This is a genomic window from Idiomarina abyssalis, assembly GCF_019797805.1.
In the GTDB taxonomy this organism is placed as follows: Bacteria; Pseudomonadota; Gammaproteobacteria; order Enterobacterales; family Alteromonadaceae; genus Idiomarina; species Idiomarina abyssalis.
In genome coordinates this window covers 1,683,483-1,700,896 of sequence record NZ_CP081832.1, presented here as the reverse complement: position 1 = coordinate 1,700,896, position 17,414 = coordinate 1,683,483, and the positions used below count along the sequence as shown (strand labels likewise).

General features: G+C 45.5%; 18 protein-coding genes and 3 tRNA genes. 16 read left to right on the top strand and 5 right to left on the bottom strand.

Features of this window, described 5'->3' with window-relative positions:
- Positions 1-74: 74 nt before the first annotated feature.
- The 7 genes from csrA to K5X84_RS08090 all read left to right on the top strand — a co-directional run bounded on the left by csrA (position 75) and on the right by K5X84_RS08090 (position 4,072).
- Positions 75-263 carry a carbon storage regulator CsrA gene (gene csrA / locus K5X84_RS08120; RefSeq protein ID WP_011234973.1) on the top strand — a complete coding sequence of 63 codons (189 nt, stop codon included), beginning with the start codon at positions 75-77 and terminating at the stop codon, positions 261-263.
- Between the two features lie 163 nt (positions 264-426).
- Positions 427-519 (top strand) — tRNA-Ser (locus K5X84_RS08115).
- Between the two features lie 20 nt (positions 520-539).
- Positions 540-616: transfer RNA gene (locus K5X84_RS08110), tRNA-Arg, on the top strand.
- Positions 617-637: 21 nt separating this feature from the next.
- Positions 638-714, top strand: a tRNA-Arg gene (locus tag K5X84_RS08105).
- A 154-nt stretch (positions 715-868) separates the two neighbouring features.
- Positions 869-1,129 (top strand): oxaloacetate decarboxylase subunit gamma, encoded by a 261-nt coding sequence (locus K5X84_RS08100; protein WP_054488408.1) that lies wholly within the window; start codon positions 869-871, stop codon positions 1,127-1,129.
- Positions 1,129-2,943 (top strand): sodium-extruding oxaloacetate decarboxylase subunit alpha, encoded by a 1,815-nt coding sequence (oadA, locus tag K5X84_RS08095; RefSeq protein ID WP_222235547.1) that lies wholly within the window; start codon positions 1,129-1,131, stop codon positions 2,941-2,943. Before K5X84_RS08100 ends, oadA begins: the two co-directional genes overlap by 1 nt.
- Before the next feature lies 1 nt (position 2,944).
- Positions 2,945-4,072: a sodium ion-translocating decarboxylase subunit beta gene (locus K5X84_RS08090; RefSeq protein ID WP_222235546.1), complete on the top strand. Its 1,128-nt coding sequence runs from the start codon at positions 2,945-2,947 to the stop codon at positions 4,070-4,072.
- Here the strand turns inward: K5X84_RS08090 and K5X84_RS08085 are convergent.
- Positions 4,069-4,242, bottom strand: a complete 174-nt coding sequence (locus tag K5X84_RS08085) for a hypothetical protein (protein ID WP_167336995.1) — start codon at positions 4,240-4,242, stop codon at positions 4,069-4,071. The genes K5X84_RS08090 and K5X84_RS08085 overlap by 4 nt on opposite strands.
- A 9-nt stretch (positions 4,243-4,251) precedes the next feature.
- Positions 4,252-6,852, bottom strand: a complete 2,601-nt coding sequence (locus K5X84_RS08080) for a response regulator (protein WP_222235545.1) — start codon at positions 6,850-6,852, stop codon at positions 4,252-4,254.
- A gap of 168 nt (positions 6,853-7,020) precedes the next feature.
- Between K5X84_RS08080 and gshA the strand changes: the two genes are divergently transcribed.
- Both gshA and K5X84_RS08070 read left to right on the top strand, forming a co-directional pair.
- Positions 7,021-8,634, top strand: coding sequence for a glutamate--cysteine ligase (gshA, locus tag K5X84_RS08075; RefSeq protein WP_222235544.1), 1,614 nt, complete (start codon positions 7,021-7,023; stop codon positions 8,632-8,634).
- A 126-nt stretch (positions 8,635-8,760) separates the two neighbouring features.
- Positions 8,761-9,399, top strand: coding sequence for a transglycosylase SLT domain-containing protein (locus K5X84_RS08070; protein WP_054488398.1), 639 nt, complete (start codon positions 8,761-8,763; stop codon positions 9,397-9,399).
- Here the strand turns inward: K5X84_RS08070 and K5X84_RS08065 are convergent.
- Positions 9,396-10,694 carry an HlyC/CorC family transporter gene (locus K5X84_RS08065; RefSeq protein ID WP_222235543.1) on the bottom strand — a complete coding sequence of 433 codons (1,299 nt, stop codon included), beginning with the start codon at positions 10,692-10,694 and terminating at the stop codon, positions 9,396-9,398. The two genes, K5X84_RS08070 and K5X84_RS08065, sit on opposite strands and share 4 nt — an antisense overlap.
- Positions 10,695-10,762: 68 nt before the next feature.
- Positions 10,763-11,557, bottom strand: a complete 795-nt coding sequence (locus K5X84_RS08060; RefSeq protein WP_222237011.1) for a cytochrome C assembly family protein — start codon at positions 11,555-11,557, stop codon at positions 10,763-10,765.
- 159 nt (positions 11,558-11,716) lie between these two features.
- Between K5X84_RS08060 and ffh the strand changes: the two genes are divergently transcribed.
- From ffh to tyrA, 7 genes are all read left to right on the top strand, one after another.
- The gene (gene ffh / locus K5X84_RS08055) at positions 11,717-13,081 is read left to right on the top strand and encodes a signal recognition particle protein (RefSeq protein WP_054488392.1); all 1,365 of its coding nucleotides are present in this window, start codon (positions 11,717-11,719) and stop codon (positions 13,079-13,081) included.
- Positions 13,082-13,200: 119 nt separating this feature from the next.
- Positions 13,201-13,449 (top strand): 30S ribosomal protein S16, encoded by a 249-nt coding sequence (gene rpsP / locus K5X84_RS08050; protein WP_011234962.1) that lies wholly within the window; start codon positions 13,201-13,203, stop codon positions 13,447-13,449.
- A 28-nt stretch (positions 13,450-13,477) separates the two neighbouring features.
- Positions 13,478-14,002: a ribosome maturation factor RimM gene (rimM, locus tag K5X84_RS08045; RefSeq protein ID WP_222235542.1), complete on the top strand. Its 525-nt coding sequence runs from the start codon at positions 13,478-13,480 to the stop codon at positions 14,000-14,002.
- 11 nt (positions 14,003-14,013) lie between these two features.
- Positions 14,014-14,760 (top strand): tRNA (guanosine(37)-N1)-methyltransferase TrmD, encoded by a 747-nt coding sequence (gene trmD / locus K5X84_RS08040; protein WP_222237010.1) that lies wholly within the window; start codon positions 14,014-14,016, stop codon positions 14,758-14,760.
- Positions 14,761-14,792: 32 nt separating this feature from the next.
- On the top strand, positions 14,793-15,152 hold the full coding sequence (rplS, locus tag K5X84_RS08035) for a 50S ribosomal protein L19 (RefSeq protein ID WP_054488388.1): 360 nt from the start codon (positions 14,793-14,795) through the stop codon (positions 15,150-15,152).
- Positions 15,153-15,224: 72 nt separating this feature from the next.
- Positions 15,225-15,836: a DNA-J related domain-containing protein gene (locus K5X84_RS08030; RefSeq protein WP_222235541.1), complete on the top strand. Its 612-nt coding sequence runs from the start codon at positions 15,225-15,227 to the stop codon at positions 15,834-15,836.
- Positions 15,833-16,975: a bifunctional chorismate mutase/prephenate dehydrogenase gene (gene tyrA / locus K5X84_RS08025; RefSeq protein WP_222235540.1), complete on the top strand. Its 1,143-nt coding sequence runs from the start codon at positions 15,833-15,835 to the stop codon at positions 16,973-16,975. The genes K5X84_RS08030 and tyrA overlap by 4 nt, the downstream gene beginning before the upstream one ends.
- Positions 16,976-16,978: 3 nt before the next feature.
- Here tyrA and K5X84_RS08020 read toward each other — a convergent pair whose 3' ends face one another.
- Positions 16,979-17,338 carry a response regulator gene (locus K5X84_RS08020; protein WP_199494633.1) on the bottom strand — a complete coding sequence of 120 codons (360 nt, stop codon included), beginning with the start codon at positions 17,336-17,338 and terminating at the stop codon, positions 16,979-16,981.
- Between the last annotated feature and the right edge of the window lie 76 nt (positions 17,339-17,414).

The following is a 17,414-nucleotide window of genomic DNA, read 5'->3' as shown; positions in this document are numbered from 1 at the left end:
AGACTGCTTACGACAGTTCAGGGAAATGTTCGATATTCGCGGTAAGAATCGGAACAGTATTGAAGGAGCAATCTATGCTAATTTTAACTCGCCGTGTAGGTGAAACATTGATGATAGGTGATGATGTTTCGGTCACTGTTCTCGGCGTTAAGGGAAACCAAGTACGTATTGGTGTTAATGCCCCGAAAGACGTTTCCGTTCATCGCGAAGAGATTTATATGCGTATTCAGTCCGAAAAGGACGATGAGCAAGATAAAGAATAAACTTTCAGACTAAGACCGGCGAAAGCCGGTCTTTTTTTATGTTTTCGGCCATTTTGCAGAAAATTCATGCGAGATGGTTAATTATCCCACACTTAGACCCGAGTTTTTAAAAAAGCGATTGACATTATTGCCAACATCGCTAGAATTCACGCCACAACGATTTGGAGAGGTGGCCGAGTGGCTGAAGGCGCTCCCCTGCTAAGGGAGTATAGGGTTTGTAGCCCTATCGAGGGTTCGAATCCCTCCCTCTCCGCCAGTCGTTTATAGTAACAATACGCGCTCGTAGCTCAGCTGGATAGAGTACCTGGCTACGAACCAGGCGGTCGGAGGTTCGAATCCTCCCGAGCGCGCCATATTGTTACTAACCTGAATACGCGCTCGTAGCTCAACTGGATAGAGTACCTGGCTACGAACCAGGCGGTTGGAGGTTCGAGTCCTCCCGAGCGCGCCATTCTTTTTACTCCCTATAGTGTATCCTGCTTAATTTTCAATCGCATTTAATCTCTGAATACCCACTATTTACTGCTGTATCTCCTTGCGTGACTTGCTACCATAGTATTTAATAATTTTATAACAATACCTTAGCAACCAATTAGGAGTGCTTCGTGTCGGAACTGCTCAGTCAAGCTGCGCAACTCATGCTCGTTGGTATGGGTGCAGTCATTATCTTTCTTTGTCTACTGGTCGTTGCCATGAGCGCGATGAAGCGTTTGATCCCAACGCCGGAGGCTGTTACCAGCCGTCACTCTCCAGTCAAAGATAAAAACTCTGATACGGCACCTCCTGCGGTACTGGCTGCAATTTCAGCTGCCATTCATCATTATCGCAATGGCACGAAAGCAGCGAATAACAAGGAGAAATCATAATGAGTAAACCCCTGTTACTGACAGAGTTGGTACTTCGTGACGCTCATCAGTCACTACTCGCAACGCGGATGCGTCTGGAAGACATGTTACCTATTGCCGAGAAGCTGGACAGCATCGGTTATTGGTCAATGGAATCCTGGGGGGGAGCGACCTTTGATTCTTGTATTCGCTACTTGGGCGAAGACCCTTGGGAGCGCATTCGTGAATTGAAAAAAGCGATGCCTAACACTCGTCAGCAAATGTTGCTCAGAGGCCAGAACCTATTGGGTTATCGCCATTACGCTGACGATGTTGTAAAACGTTTTATTGAACGAGCTAAAGAAAATGGCGTTGATGTTTTTCGTATTTTTGATGCGATGAACGATGTTCGTAACCTAAAAACTGCGATTAAAGCGGCCAAAGATGTTGAAGGCCATGCACAAGGAACACTTGCCTATACTGTCAGCCCGGTGCACACACTGGATAAATGGGTGGCAATGGCACAGGAGTTAGAAGATTTAGGCTGTGACTCTCTATTCATTAAAGACATGGCTGGGTTATTAAGACCGAACGATGCCTATGAGCTGGTTAGTGCGTTGAAGAAAAACACCGACTTGCCTATTGCAATGCAGTGTCACGCAACAACAGGCTTAAGTGTCGCAACCTACCAAAAAGCAATCGATGCCGGTATTGATATGCTGGATACCGCTATTTCTTCAATGAGCATGACTTATGGTCATTCGCCGACTGAAACTTTGGTTGCAATGACAGAGAATACAGACCGGGACACAGGCTTGTCTCTGCCGGACCTCGCTGAAGTAGCCAGTTATTTCCGTGAAGTTCGGAAGAAGTACGCGAAATTCGAAGGCTCTTTAAAAGGCGTCGATGCACGCATTCTTCTGGCCCAGGTTCCGGGTGGTATGTTGACCAACATGGAAGGCCAGCTGAAAGAACAGGGTGCACTGGATAAATTTGATGAAGTACTGGAAGAAATTCCAAAAGTACGCGAAGACCTTGGCTTTATTCCTCTGGTTACACCAACGTCACAAATAGTAGGAACCCAGGCGGTTCTGAACGTATTGAGCGGTGAGCGTTACTCCAACATCTCTAAAGAGACAGCTGCCGTTTTGAAGGGTGAATACGGCGCGACTGCAGCAGAGGTGAATAAAGAGCTACAGAAACGAGTTCTGGATGGTGAAGAAGCCATTACCTGTCGTCCGGCAGATTTGCTGGACAACGAACTGGATGCACTCACGAAAGAACTTAAAGATAAAGCAACTGATGAAGATATTCGTCTTGCTGATGACGTTGTGGATGATGTTCTGACTTATGCACTCTTCCCACAAATTGGTCTGAAGTTTCTTAAAAATCGTGATAACCCCGATGCTTTTGAACCTGCGCCGGGTCAAGAGACTGAAGAAAAAGCTGAGGCCAAAGAAAAAGAAGCGCCTGCAACAACGGGTAGTGTCGAGCAGTACGAAGTTGAAGTTGACGGTAAACGCTATAACGTCAAAGTTGGACCTACAGGTAAGTTAGATTCAGTGAAGTCAGCCTCATCTGACGAACAGTCTAAGTCATCTGAAACGCAGTCCGACGCCTCCGGTGAATCAAGCTCTGGTGAGGGAGAAACCATTAAAGCGCCGCTGGCCGGTAACATTTTTAAGGTGGTCGCCAAAGAGGGATCAACGGTTAAAGCAGGCGATGTTGTGCTGGTATTGGAAGCGATGAAAATGGAAACCGACATTAAAGCGGAGAAAGACGGTAAGGTTCAGTCTCTTCACGTGAAAGAAGGTGATGCTGTGACCGTCGGCGATGCTCTGGTGACGGTAGGCTAATATGGATAAGCTGCAGATATTATGGGAAACCACTGGCATTGCCGCAATGACGTTCGGCCAACTCAGTATGATTGTTGTTGGTGGTGTGTTGTTGTACCTGGCAATTTCAAAGAAGTTTGAGCCGTTATTGCTGCTGCCAATAGGTTTTGGTGCAATTCTGGCAAACATTCCTTTAGGCGGCTTCACAGAGCCGGGTGGTGTTCTCTATTACGTTTATAGTATTGGCATCGATACGGGTATGTTCCCGTTGCTTATTTTCATGGGGGTTGGCGCATTAACCGACTTCGGGCCGTTATTGGCAAACCCCAAAATGCTGTTTTTGGGTGGTGCCGCTCAGTTCGGTATTTTTGCAACCTTATTTGGTGCTATTGCCCTGAACGGGATACCGGGTATTGAGTTTTCGATGTCGGATGCTGCTGCAATTTCTATAATTGGTGGGGCTGACGGGCCAACAGCGATTTTCCTGGCATCAAAGCTGGCACCTGATTTATTGGGGGCAATTGCAGTCGCGGCGTATTCGTATATGGCATTGGTACCTATTATCCAGCCCCCGATAATGAAGTTGCTAACCACTCAAGCTGAGCGTGAGATTAAAATGGAGCAACTGCGCCCGGTAGCTCGTCGTGAAAAGCTTTTCTTCCCGCTAATAGCTATGGGCCTGACGTTGTTGTTTTTACCTTCAGCAACGCCTTTGGTTGGCATGTTCTGTCTCGGAAATCTGATGCGTGAATCGGGTGTGGTTGAGCGTTTAACAAAAACCACTCAGAACGAGCTGATTAACATTGTGACCATCTTCCTTGGTTTGGCTGTTGGCTCTAAATTGCAGGCAGATCAATTTCTCAGTTTCCAAACGCTGGGCATCTTGGTATTAGGTGCGGTGGCATTTTCCATTGGAACCGCCAGTGGCATCTTAATGGCGAAGCTGATGGGCAAACTGAGTAAAGACCCGATTAATCCGTTAATTGGAGCCGCAGGGGTTTCAGCCGTTCCTATGGCGGCCCGGGTGGTGAATAAAGTTGGGTTACAGGCAAACCAGCAAAACTTCTTGCTGATGCATGCTATGGGCCCTAATGTCGCCGGAGTATTAGGTTCAGCAGTGGCTGCGGGCGTTTTACTGGCATTGGTTTAACGGCCGGTAAGAAACATCATCGCCGTGTAAAAAGCGGCGATGACAGCGCTTATTACTGCAATATATACAAAGCCTTTATAACCCTGTTTGATACTCCAGCCATTAGCGCGCAAATACAGCAACCAAAGCAGACTCAGTAATAACGGAATAATAAAAAAGTATCTTGTCATGGCAAGTCCTTAAGACTGATGTTGCTGAATGGCTTCTAAATCAACTGCTGCCTGATGGGCATAACGTAAACGCTTTTCGAGTTCTGTAATCTGGTCGGCAACTTTATCGATATTGCCTTCGGCCATAAACTGCTCTAAATCAGCCGCTTTATTTTGTAATTGTGTAAATCCAAGGTTAGCCGCTGCGCCTTTTAACGAATGAAAGTAACGACGAGCGCTGTCGTGCTGACCCCGGGTGATAAAATCAGAGACCTTGGTTGCGCTGCCCTGGTACGTTTCATAAAGCTGCTCAACCAGCTTAAGGTAAAGCTCTACGTTATACTGTAACCGTTTTAATGCGGCCTCAAATTCAATACCTTTCACCTGTGGTATACGAACGGGTGGCTTAGCCGGTTCATCCTCTTCAGTAGCGGCAGGCACTTCTGGCTGCTGATTATTCGTGTAGTCGCCGGGAACAGCCCATTTAATAATGGCTTTAATCAACTGCTGCTCATCAATAGGCTTGGCAATGTGCCCCTGCATGCCAGCGGCTAATGATCGCTCTTCATCACCACTCATTGCGTTGGCGGTCATTGCCAGGATAGGAAGCTGCTGATAGTTAAAGTCCGCACGTATGGTCCGGGCTGCTTTAAGCCCATCCATGACAGGCATCTGAATATCCATTAGAACCAAAGAATAATTTTTGTTGTGAACGGCCTCTACGGCTAACTGCCCATTTTCTACGATATCCACTTTGAACTTATGGCTTGTAAGAATTTCTCTGGCGACTTGCTGATTAATTTCATTGTCTTCTACCACCAAAATGGGGGCCCGCAGAATGCTCTCCGGGATACCGTCGCCGCTCTCTGCATCGCTTTCATCAGGGAGTTCACGTTGGAATAACGTCGAAGCCAGACTCCTACCCAAAGTTGACGCGGTAAAAGGCTTTGAAATGATGTCATTGACTCCCGCTTGTTTGGCCTTTTCCGATAACTCTTCGGCATAGTAACCCGTTGCCAGAGTTAGTTTAGGACGAACATCGTCTGCGTAACGTTCTGTTATTGTCTGGCAAAATTCAAGACCATCCATGCCGGGGAGACGCCAGTCAACTAATACTAATTGATAAGGGTTGTCCTCTTCTACGGACTGCTGGAAAACTTGCAACGCCTGTTCTGCAGTGCGACAAACTTTTACATCAACCTGGTAACTGCGCAGCATTTCATACAACATTTCACGAGTACTTAAGTTGTCATCAATGGCAAGAATACGCACGCCGCTGAGCTTTTGCAGAAGATATTGATGGTGGCTGTTGTCTTGTTCTTTCTGTAGGGGGAGCTCCACTTCTATGTAAAAAGTTGAGCCTTGCCCAGCCGCACTGGTGACACCGATATCGCCACCCATAAGCAATATAAGGCGACGGGAAATAGCCAGCCCAAGGCCCGTTCCGCCATATTTTCGGGTTGTCGAGGTATCGGCCTGAGTAAAAGCTTTAAACAGGTTGGCTCGCTGCTCTTCATCCATACCGATACCGGTGTCGGTGACGGAAATACGCAACAGAACATTGTCTTTTGAGCTATCCAGCAAGTTAACCGCTACATTAATTTCGCCGTCTTCAGTGAACTTAATGGCGTTGCTGATGAGGTTAACCAAAACCTGATTCAACCGCAGCGGATCGCCTATCAGGCGGGTGGGTATATTGGCCGGCAAATTAATGATGAATTCAAGATCTTTATCATAGGCCCGGTAGGCAAACATGTCTGCAAGAGAGGTTAGTACGTCCTGTAAATCAAAAGGAATTCGCTCAACGGTTAGTTTGCCGGCGTCAATTTTTGAAAAGTCCAGAATGTCGTTAATAACACCGAGAAGTGCCTGTGATGAGGAATCGATGACCTTTATATAGCGTTTCTGTTTTTGATTCAGTTCTGTTTTTAGACAAAGGTTTGCCATACCCACAATTGCGTTAATTGGAGTACGAATTTCATGGCTCATGTTAGCCAGAAACTCGCCTTTTGACTGGTTAGCGCGTTCAGCTGTTTCTTTTGCTTTCTCCATCTCCTCAGCAACCGACTTAATACCAGAAATATCGTAGTAGCTGCCAAGGATACCAATAATGTTATGGTCATCATCGTAAAGAGGAACGCTGGAGTGCTCTACCCATTGGCTCTTATTGTCAACTTTCAGTTCTATTTCTGCGTTGACAGAAGGGGCTTTCTGGCTAAATGTCTTTTTATCTCTTTCCAGTAAAACGTCATTAGCAGCAAGTGATTCAATTTCGGCATCTGATTTACCAGCTAAAGACTCTGGTGTAACGCCAAAATCGTTTGCAAAGGCGCGGTTTCCGCCCAGCAGTTTAAGCTGAGGATCGCGCCAGTAAACCCGTGTTGGCAGATCATTAAATACTTGCTCAAACAGTTGCAGCGAGTCGGACGACAAAAAGGGTTGACGAAAAGGTGCGGTCAGAGCATTACGTCTCGACCACCACCAAATAACGACACCGATAATCAAACTGAACAATATCATTGCGACTAATACTGTGTCGCTCCAGGGTGCAGGCAATAGTGCGTACAACGCCAGACTGGTTACCTGAAGGATGACAAAAATTAGTTGTAAAAACGTCCAGAATGAGTTCATGGTTAATCCGTAACCGAGTGGTTATATAATCGGCATGTAGTCTGCCACGTTGAGCCTGAATCGCCAAGGTATGAACGCAAATTAACAGTGACAAACATAGACCTTTGAGCGAATTACCAGTAAGCTAATCGGCAGAAAACTATCCGCCTCAGTGAATGGAGTTGTCTTTTGCAAGCAACATTTCAAGCAGTTATCGAAAAGCTTAAGCAATCGGGTAAAACAGCAGTCTGGCAGGGCATCGGGCGTGGTATTGAGCGAGAAGCTTTGCGCATAAAAGAAAATGGAACGCTGGCACCAGGCGATCACCCGCAGGAGTTAGGAAAAACCCTGACTCACCCAACAATTACGACCGACTACTCAGAGAATCTGCTTGAGTTTATTACCCCAGTGGCAAGTAATATTGAAACTACACTTGAGCAGCTTCGTGATATTCACCGGGTAACTTATAAAGCTATTGGTGATGAGCTGTTATGGCCAATGAGCATGCCTTGTTATATCGGATCTGACGAGGATATCCGTATTGCTAAGTATGGTGACTCTCACTCCGGGCGAATGAAAAGTCTTTATCGCCGCGGTTTAACCTATCGTTATGGCGCCACTATGCAAGTCATTGCCGGTGTGCACTACAATTTCTCTGTTTCCGATGAAATGTGGGAAGAGCTGGCTGCGATTGAAGGCGTTAGCAATAGCCAGGATTTTCGTACTAATCAATATTTTGCACTGATTCGTAACTTCAAGCGCATAGCCTGGGTTATTCCTTATTTGTTTGGAGCGTCTCCGGCTTTGTGTAAGTCGTTTTTCTGCCAGACCAATAATGAGGAAATACTGAACAAGTGGAATTTCGAGACCGTTGGTAAAGGAACCGTTTATCTTCCTTATGGTACGTCATTACGAATGAGTGATTTGGGTTATACCAACAAAGAACAGGCAACGCTTAAGATAACCTACAACTCTTTGCAGGAATACGTTTCAGGATTACGTAAAGCCATTACAACACCGTCTCAACAGTTTTCGAAAATTGGTGTAAAAGTAGGCGACGACTACCGTCAACTTAACGATAATATTTTGCAGATAGAAAATGAGTTTTACTCACCTATCCGCCCTAAACAAACCGCGCATGACGGCGAAACACCAAGTCAGGCTCTTGAGCGAGGCGGTGTAGAATATGTTGAAATCAGAGCTCTGGATGTAAATCCGTTTAGCGATGTTGGTATTACCGCTCAGCAAATGCATTTTCTTGATTTGATGTTGCTGTATTGTTTGTTGCAACCAAGTGAAGACATGAGCTGGGAACAACAGCAACAAGCTGATAAGAACTTTACTAAAGTGGTTATGCAGGGTCGGGATCCGCGCCTGAGTCTGCAACAAAATGGTATTGACCGTTTAATGGCGGACTGGTTAGAAGAGCTGTTTGCTGACTTTACTCCGCTGGCAAAAGCTTTAGATGATAGTGCAGGTGATAAACGCTACCAAAACCATTTAGCCGATCTCTATGAATGGGTTTTGAACCCGGAACGAACGCTTTCAGGCCAGATTTTAGGACTGCTTAAAGAACAAAATAGAGACAACAGCAGTTTAGGTATGCAATTAGCTAAGCAATACCGTGAGCAGTCTAATAATGAGCCACTAAGTTATTACGTGCAGAGTGACTTTACTAAATGGGCGCAAGAGTCGGAACAAGCTTTTGCAGACCGTTACAAACAAGACAATAAAGTTGACTTTGATACCTTTCTGGCAAATTATTTTAGTCAGGCGGCAAAGTCTGGTCAGGTATCTAACTGAAAGACATAAAAAAACGCAGCCCAAAAGGACTGCGTTAAACAAAACGTTCAGGGATGAACATGAATGCATTTTCTCAGTTACAACCTGTATTCAATTACTAAGAGTTTAATGAGTGAATAAAGTTCAATGGCAATAAAATATTTTTTTCCTATTCAGCCGAAACTGTTAACCAGTGCGCTGTTCATTGTGACGCTTAGCGGCTGCGCGACACCTCCACCGGCGAACCCGGAAAATGTCTGCCATATTTTTGAAGAGCATCGAGATTGGTATCACGCCGCTGCCGATGCACGTGAGCGTTGGGGAGTTCCCATTCATGTGCCAATGGCTATGATGTATCAGGAAAGCTCATTTAAGCATAATGCTCTGCCTCCGAGAGACTACCTGCTGGGCTTCATTCCCTGGGGAAGAGTCAGCTCAGCTTACGGCTATTCACAAGCTAAAACCATGACGTGGGAAGATTATCAACGAGAAACCGGTAATGGCTGGGCCAGTCGTGACGACTTTGAAGACGCGATTGACTTCATGGGTTGGTTTATTTCTAAAACGCACAAAATTAATGGCGTCTCAAAATGGGATGCTTATGGGCAATACCTTAATTATCACGAAGGTTGGGGTGGGTATCAGAGAAAATCTTATTTGAAGAAACCCTGGCTGGTTAAAGTATCCAGGGTAGTGAAAAGCCGCTCTATGACTTATGCCGCACAATTGAATAAATGCGAAGAAGATTTAAAACGCGGTTGGCTATGGCGATTGTTCTTTGGTTAATCATTAGATTGAACATCTGGTTTTCGGTAAAGCTTAGGCAAAACTCTGACTTGTTTGATCATGGTGTCGCCAATTTCGATGAGCTCTACCGGATAACCGCCTAAACGTAGCGACAATCTGGAGTCAGGGATATCACCAAATTGTTCAATAATCAGACCGCTTAAGGTTTTAGGCCCGTCTATTGGAAAATCCCAATTCATTTCTTTATTTAGCTCGCGTAAGTTAGCGGAACCGTCCACTAAGAAACTGCCATCGTTTTCCAGAGTAACGGATTCACTGGGAGCCGGCGCCATGGAAGTAGTGAAATCACCGACAATTTCTTCAAGGATATCTTCCAAAGTCACCAGACCCTGAATGTCGCCGTATTCGTCAACAACCAGGCCAATACGCTCTTTACGTCGTTGAAACTTTAATAGCTGAACATTCAGAGGTGTTCCTTCCGGAATAAAATAAGCGTCACGTGCAGCGCGGACTAAAATGGATTTATCGGCAGTAAACTGGTTTTTACTCATTAACCGCATAACATCGCGGGCGTGCAGGAATCCAATAGCATCGTCTATTTCATTTCGGTAAAGCAAAACGCGAGTGTGCTGGCCGTTTGATAGCTGTTTCACAATAGATTTCCAGTCGTCACTAATATCAATGCCGACAATCTCGTTGCGGGGGATCATGACATCCTCAACCGTGACTTTCTCAAGGTCTAGAATACTGACCAACATTTCCTGGTGCGAAGTCGGGATTAAGTTTCCGGCTTCGTTAACCACTGTGCGTAGCTCATCTGAACTCAAGGCGTCCGCCATTTGCGATTGTTTTGGGTTAACGCCCAGTAGTCGCATAAACGAATTGGTGATGAAGTTCATACCAATAACGATGGGGTACATGACTTTTAGTAGCGGCAGTAAAATAAAAGAGCTTGGGAATGAAATACGCTCGGGGTGCAGGGCGGCTATCGTTTTTGGGGTGACTTCTGAGAAAATGAGAATAATTAAGGTCAAACCTAACGTTGCGATAAGGATCCCAGCGTCACCAAACCAGCGTAGACAAAGTATGGTGGCAATAGCTGATGCACCGATATTGACCAGGTTATTTCCAATGAGAATTAAGCCTATCAACCGATCAGGACGATCAAGCAGATACTGGACACGTTTGGCACCCGGGTGATTATTTTGTACTAAGTGGCGCAGCCGATACCGGTTGATAGACATCATGCCAGTTTCGGAGCCAGAGAAGTATGCGGATAAAAATATCAGTACGGCTAAAATCACGAGCAACATGCCCGTCGATATCTCGTCCAACGCGTTATTCCTTAATTAAACTGTGAATGTGACAATGTAGAGTTCTCAGCGATGAAGTCAAGTACCATTCAGGATAAGAGAAAATCTTTCACGAACCGACTGCCAAAATAACCCAGTGTAAGCAAAGTGCTGGCAATAACCGTCAGTACAACAATAATGCGTCCACGTAACCCCGATGCGCGATGTAAAATTACCGCAATTAAATAGAGAAGAGCGGCTAGGCTAGTCAGAATAGTTTTGTGTGCTTGTTGCTGTGCAAACATATCGTCCAAAAATACAAAACCTGAGCCAAGCGCAATAAATAAAACAAAGGTGCCTAAAGCCAGAAGGTTGAAGAAATATTTTTCGACGGTCATTAACGGCGGTAGCTTACTTAAGAGAATATGACCTTTTCTATTCTTAAGAACCCGGTTTAAGTAACTTGTCTGTAACGCGTAAAGAGTGGCTAAGGCTAAAATGCCGTAAGCAACCAATGACAAGGTAATATGAAAAACTAACCCATGCCCGGCACTAATATCAGCGCCCCAGTCAACCGGAGTGAAAACTAACAGCACGGTAGTCAGGGCTGAAAACAGATAAATAACAGGCTTTAGAAATAAATTACTGGCTTGATTATTTTTTAGCAAAGTCAGGGTGGCTATTAAAAAGGCCACAATAGCTAAACTTGACGAGACATTAATGTGATCGAATTCGTCGTAAGAAAGTTGCAGCAGGATGAGCCAACCATGGGCGATGACTGCCAAGGCAGCAGGTACAATTTGGTAAGTTGGGTGAAGCGCTTTGTTTTTAAGTATATTTTGCAGAATAACAAAAGCGCTGGCGCTATAACCCAATAAGCTGATTAGCAACAATAAAGAGAGCATCACGCGCTCGAATTCCCTGATTCTGAGTTGTTCGTAGTCATGAGTATACGATGTCAGTCAGTTAAACCCAATACTTACGGGGCGAAACTTTCTTGCAAATCAGATATACTGCCCCCATTACTATTTCCGTCAGAAATCGCAATATAAGAGACGATCGACATGTTTGAGAATTTATCGGAACGTTTGTCGCAAACGCTGCATTCTATTGGCGGCCGGGGCCGACTGACCGAAGACAATATTAAAGAAACGTTACGCGAAGTTCGCATGGCTTTACTCGAAGCCGATGTTGCTTTGCCTGTGGTCAAAGACTTTATCGGCAAAGTGAAAGAGCGGGCTGTTGGCACCGAGGTGAACAAAAGTCTCACGCCGGGTCAGGTATTTGTAAAAATTGTTCAGTCTGAGCTTGAAGCGGCAATGGGCGAGGCCAATGCTCCGTTGCAGTTAAACACTCAGCCACCGGCCGTTATTTTAATGGCGGGTCTGCAAGGTGCGGGTAAAACCACCAGTGTGGGCAAACTGGCCAAATATCTAACTGAACGCCAGAAGAAAAAAGTCATGGTGGTCAGTGCCGATGTGTATCGTCCTGCGGCTATTAAGCAGTTGGAAACGCTTGCTGAGCAGGTTGGGGTTGAGTTTTTCCCTTCTACGACAGAGCAGAAGCCGGTTGATATTGCTAATGCCGCCATTGCCCAGGCTCGTAAACAGTTTATTGATGTGGTGTTAGTGGATACCGCTGGTCGTTTGGCCATTGACGAAGACATGATGCAGGAAATTCAGCAACTGCACTCAGCCATCAACCCAATTGAAACGCTGTTTGTGGTTGACGCTATGACTGGTCAGGATGCGGCGAATACGGCCAAAGCATTCAGTGAAGCTCTGCCGCTAACCGGTGTTATTCTGACTAAGACCGACGGTGATGCGCGCGGTGGTGCTGCGCTGTCTATTCGTCATATTACCGGTAAGCCCATTAAATTCCTGGGTGTTGGTGAGAAAAACGATGCGCTGGAGCCGTTTCATCCTGACCGTGTAGCCTCCAGAATTCTCGGCATGGGCGATATGCTTTCTTTAATTGAGGAAGTTGAGCAAAAAGTCGATAAAGAAAAAGCTGAGAAGGTTGCTAAAAAAGTCATGAAAAAAGGCCAGTTCTCACTGGAGGACTTTCGTGACCAATTAGTTCAAATGCGGGAAATGGGTGGCATGATGGGGTTAATGACCAAAATGCCGGGCATGGGTAAAATGACGGAACAAATGAAAGGTCAGATGGACGATAAAATGACCTTACGTATGGAAGCCATCATTAATTCGATGACTCCAAAAGAGCGGACCCGACCGGATGTTATTAAAGGCTCTCGTAAGCGCCGTATAGCGGCCGGCTCAGGTACACAGGTTCAGGACGTGAACAAATTACTTAAGCAGTTTACCCAAATGCAGAAAATGATGAAAAAAATGAAAGGCGGCGGCATGCAAAAAATGATGCGCGGCATGGGTGGAAAGTTACCTCCGGGAATGTTCCCCGGGCGTTAGGAAAAAGCGCGTCAAGCTTGCATTTGCAGTAAAAATCAGTAGAATTGCCGAGCCTTCCGACTCTGTCGGAGGGCTTTGCTATTTTTTACATTTACAAAACAGTTATATTGAGGAACGCAATGGTAACCATTCGTTTACAACGTGGTGGCGCTAAAAAACGCCCCTTCTACCAGATGGTAGTTGCTGACAGTCGCAATGCACGCGACGGTCGTTTCATTGAGAAAGTAGGATTCTTTAACCCTGTAGCTCGTGGTCAGGAAGAAAAACTTCGTGTTGATGTTGACCGCATTGAGCATTGGGTAAGCAAAGGCGCTCAGTTATCTGATCGTGTTGCTAAACTTGTTAAAGATGCAAGCGCTGCGGCGTAAGCATTAATAGATTCAGGTAGGTAAATTAATGCAGCAATCAGAACAAATCGTCGTTGGTCGCCTTGGTGCGGTGTATGGCGTTAAAGGCTGGTTGAAAGTGCAGTCATTTACTGATGATCCAGAATCGATATTTGAATACAGCCCTTGGTTACTCAGCCAGAAAACTGAGCGCGAAATGAAAGTTGTCGAGTGGCGTCGCCACAACAACGGACTTATCGCCAGGTTAGAAGGTATATCCGATCGTGATGAGGCTGCACGCCTTACTGGTGCGGATATCTGCATTACTGCAGATGAGTTACCGGCATTAGCTGATGACGAGTTTTACTGGCGCGACCTTATTGGTATGCGTGTAGTAAACACTAAAGGCTATGATATGGGTGTGGTTGAACAAATTATGCCCACTGCATCGAACGATGTGTTGGTCGTAAAGGCAAACAGCAACGACGGGTTCGGAAAGTCTGAACGTTTAATTCCCTTTATCCAGAGTGAGTATGTCACTGAGGTTAATAAGGAAGAGAAGCGTATTCAGGTTGAGTGGCCGTCAGACTTTTGATGAGTAAACCATTGCAGGTTGGCATCATCAGTTTGTTTCCTGAAATGTTTGCTGCAGTCACCGACTATGGTGTGACTGGCAGAGCAATAAAGGACGGTTTGCTGACAGTGAGTGTTTGGAATCCTCGTGATTTCACGCATGATCGCCACAGGACTGTTGATGACAGGCCTTATGGCGGTGGTCCGGGTATGCTGATGATGGTGCAGCCACTAGTGGATGCTATCAATGCAGCAAAAAAAAGCCTGGGTGAGGACACTCCTGTTATTTATTTGTCACCACAAGGGCAAAAACTTGATCACAGCGGAGTGCAGCAGCTCTCCAAAAATGATCGAATGATTTTGATTGCTGGCCGTTATGAAGGCATTGATGAACGTGTTATTAAGCAGTACGTCGATGCGGAATGGTCGATAGGGGATTACGTATTAAGCGGTGGTGAGTTACCAGCAATGGTGCTTATTGATGCGGTTTCACGGTTAATTCCCGGTGTGTTGGGACATCAGGATTCAGCGGCAGAAGACTCTTTTGCCAGCGGGTTACTGGACTGCCCTCACTATACTCGACCAGAAGTTTATAATGAGCAGCAAGTACCGCCGGTTTTATTAAGCGGTGATCATGAAAAGATACGTCGCTGGCGTTTACAGCAGTCTTTGGGTAAAACCTGGCTGCAACGACCAGAGTTAATTCATAGCCTAGCTCTGACTGACGAGCAGGAGACATTGTTGCAAGAGTTTATCGAACAACAATCATCCGGCAAATAAAGTACAGTTTACCTAGGATAGGAGATATAAAAATGGCAAAAGTTAGCCAAAACATCATTAAGGCTCTTGAAGAAGAGCAGATGAAACAAGATTTACCTGAGTTTGCACCAGGTGACACTGTTGTTGTAAATGTAAAAGTAAAAGAGGGTAACCGCGAACGTCTTCAGGCGTTTGAAGGTGTTGTTATCCGTGTTCGTAATCGCGGTCTGCATTCAGCGTTCACTGTACGTAAAGTATCGAACGGTGAAGGTGTAGAGCGTACTTTCCAAACGCACAGCCCATTAGTTGACAGCATCAAAGTCAAACGTCGTGGTGCGGTACGTCGCGCGAAACTGTACTACTTGCGTGAGCGTTCTGGTAAGTCTGCACGTATCCGCGAGAAGCTGTCTTAAGCTTTTAGCAAAAAAACGAAATAGCAAAGAAAAACCCAGCCTTGTGCTGGGTTTTTTGTTAGTGTTTTAAAAATGAAAGAAGATATAGAAATACTGACGCAGATTTTGGCTGAGAACCTCAATACGCAGCCTCACTGGACTGAGCTTGAGCTTATAGAGCGGCTGCAGTCTCAGCCCTATGAATTTTTTGACAAGGGCGCCTTGCGGGACCCCTTAACTCTGTTTCAAACGCATTTTTTATTGTTTCATTGTTTGTATAAATTACGTGAGCGCTGGCGTGAGCAGAAAAAGTATGAGCTTTTTATTCATACATTAAATATTGAATGCCAGCCCTGGCACAAAGGAACTTCTGCTTTATCTGAAAATGACCCATTGGCAGAGTACTACCTGGACTTAAATCAATTAAGTAGCACATCGGGAGCCGATGTCGAGTCAATGCTTGATGATTTTTGGCAACGCATGGGGCATTCTTCTGTAACGGCAGATATGCCAGTTGCAGAAGCCTGGCAGTTGATGGAAGTTGAACCACCGGCCAGTCGTGCACTGATTAAAAAGCAGTATCGAAAATTAGTGCATAAATACCACCCGGATAAAGGTGGAAGTGTTGCTAAGATGCAAAAAATTCAAAAGGCGTATCGCTGTATTACTGGTGTCATTAAAGAGGAACAAAGTAGCCACCCATGAGTCAAGAACCGGACAAACGATTATCAGAACTGCGTAATGCCATTGATGCGGCTGATAATGAGTTAATTGAAATTATTGCGCGTAGAGCTAAGCTAACGGCCGAAGTTGGTGAGGTTAAACGTTCATTGAAGCAGCCGCTTTATGTACCGGAGAGAGAGCGCTCTTTAGTGAAGGCTCGCAGAGTAAAAGCAAAACAAGCCGGTTTGTCTGAGGACTTAATTGAAGACGTCGTGCGCCGCATTATTCGTGAGTCATATCGCACGCAAACATCCCAGGCGGCAGCTACCTCCAGCCATCTTGAACGACCCGTTTTTGTGTTTGGTGGCGAGGGCGCTCTGGGGGCACGTTTGGTTGCTCAGTTAAGGCAAACAGGCTATCGGGTCATAACGATAGATAAAAACAATGAGTGGCCAACAGAGGATGAGTTAAGTCAGGCACAGTTAGTACTCATGAGTGTGCCTGTTAATAAGACTGCTGAACTGATAAGGCGCTTACCGCCGTTGCCCGATGATTGTGTCTTAGCCGATGTGACCAGCATTAAGGCTGCCCCTTTAAATGCAATGCTGGAGCAGCATGACGGACCGGTTGTCGGGTTACATCCGATGTTCGGGCCATCGGTACAGAACCTGGCAAAACAATTGGTTGTTGTTACTCATGGCAGGCAGCGGCAGCATTATCAGTGGCTGTTAGACCAATTTATTAACTGGGGAGCGCATTTACACGAGGTTGATGCAAATAAGCACGATGATGCTATGGGCTGGATACAGGCTATGCGCCATTTAAGTACTTTCGCTTATGGCGTTCATCTGGCATCAGAGCGGGTAGACATTAAGGAACTGTTAGAACTCAGCTCACCTATTTATAGGATGGAACTGATGATGATAGGTCGTTTGTTTGCTCAGAACGCAGAACTCTATGCTGATATCATCGCCGCAAATAAATCGCAGTTTTCCTCAATTAGACGTTATTTGCGTCGATTCTCCGAGATACTCGATGATATAGAAAATGGTAAGAAAGGAGACTTTGTTCTTCTTTTCGAAGAAGTTAGTCAATATTTTGGTGAATTTTCCAATCAATTTTTGCAGGAAAGTGAATCTTTGGTGCAACTGGCGGATGACCAAAGATTCAAACACGAATAATGTTTATGGCAGATATTCCGACATGAGTTCACTGAGTGCCTCCGGAGAAACAGGCTTATGCAGCGTGGCGTCCATTCCCGCCTCACGGCAAGCGCTCATTTCGCTGGCACTTTGGTGACTGGTAATAGCAATAATCGGTGTTGTTTTATGCTTTTCGGTCCGTCGCAAATGCTGACAGACTTCAGCACCGGACATATCGGGCATTTCATAGTCGAGAAAGATAAGCTCGGGTCCCTGTTCTGCCAGGTTTAAAGCTTCTTCTCCTGTCATTGCGACAAGCAGGTCAACTTCAAAGCTAGCCAGCATCGCTTTTAACACTTCGATACTGATAAAATCATCGTCAGCAATAAGAACTTTACGCATAGTCACTACCTATTTGCCATAATTAATTATACCCTAGCACTTAGCTGTTTATATTCCCAGTTATTTGGAGCTAACA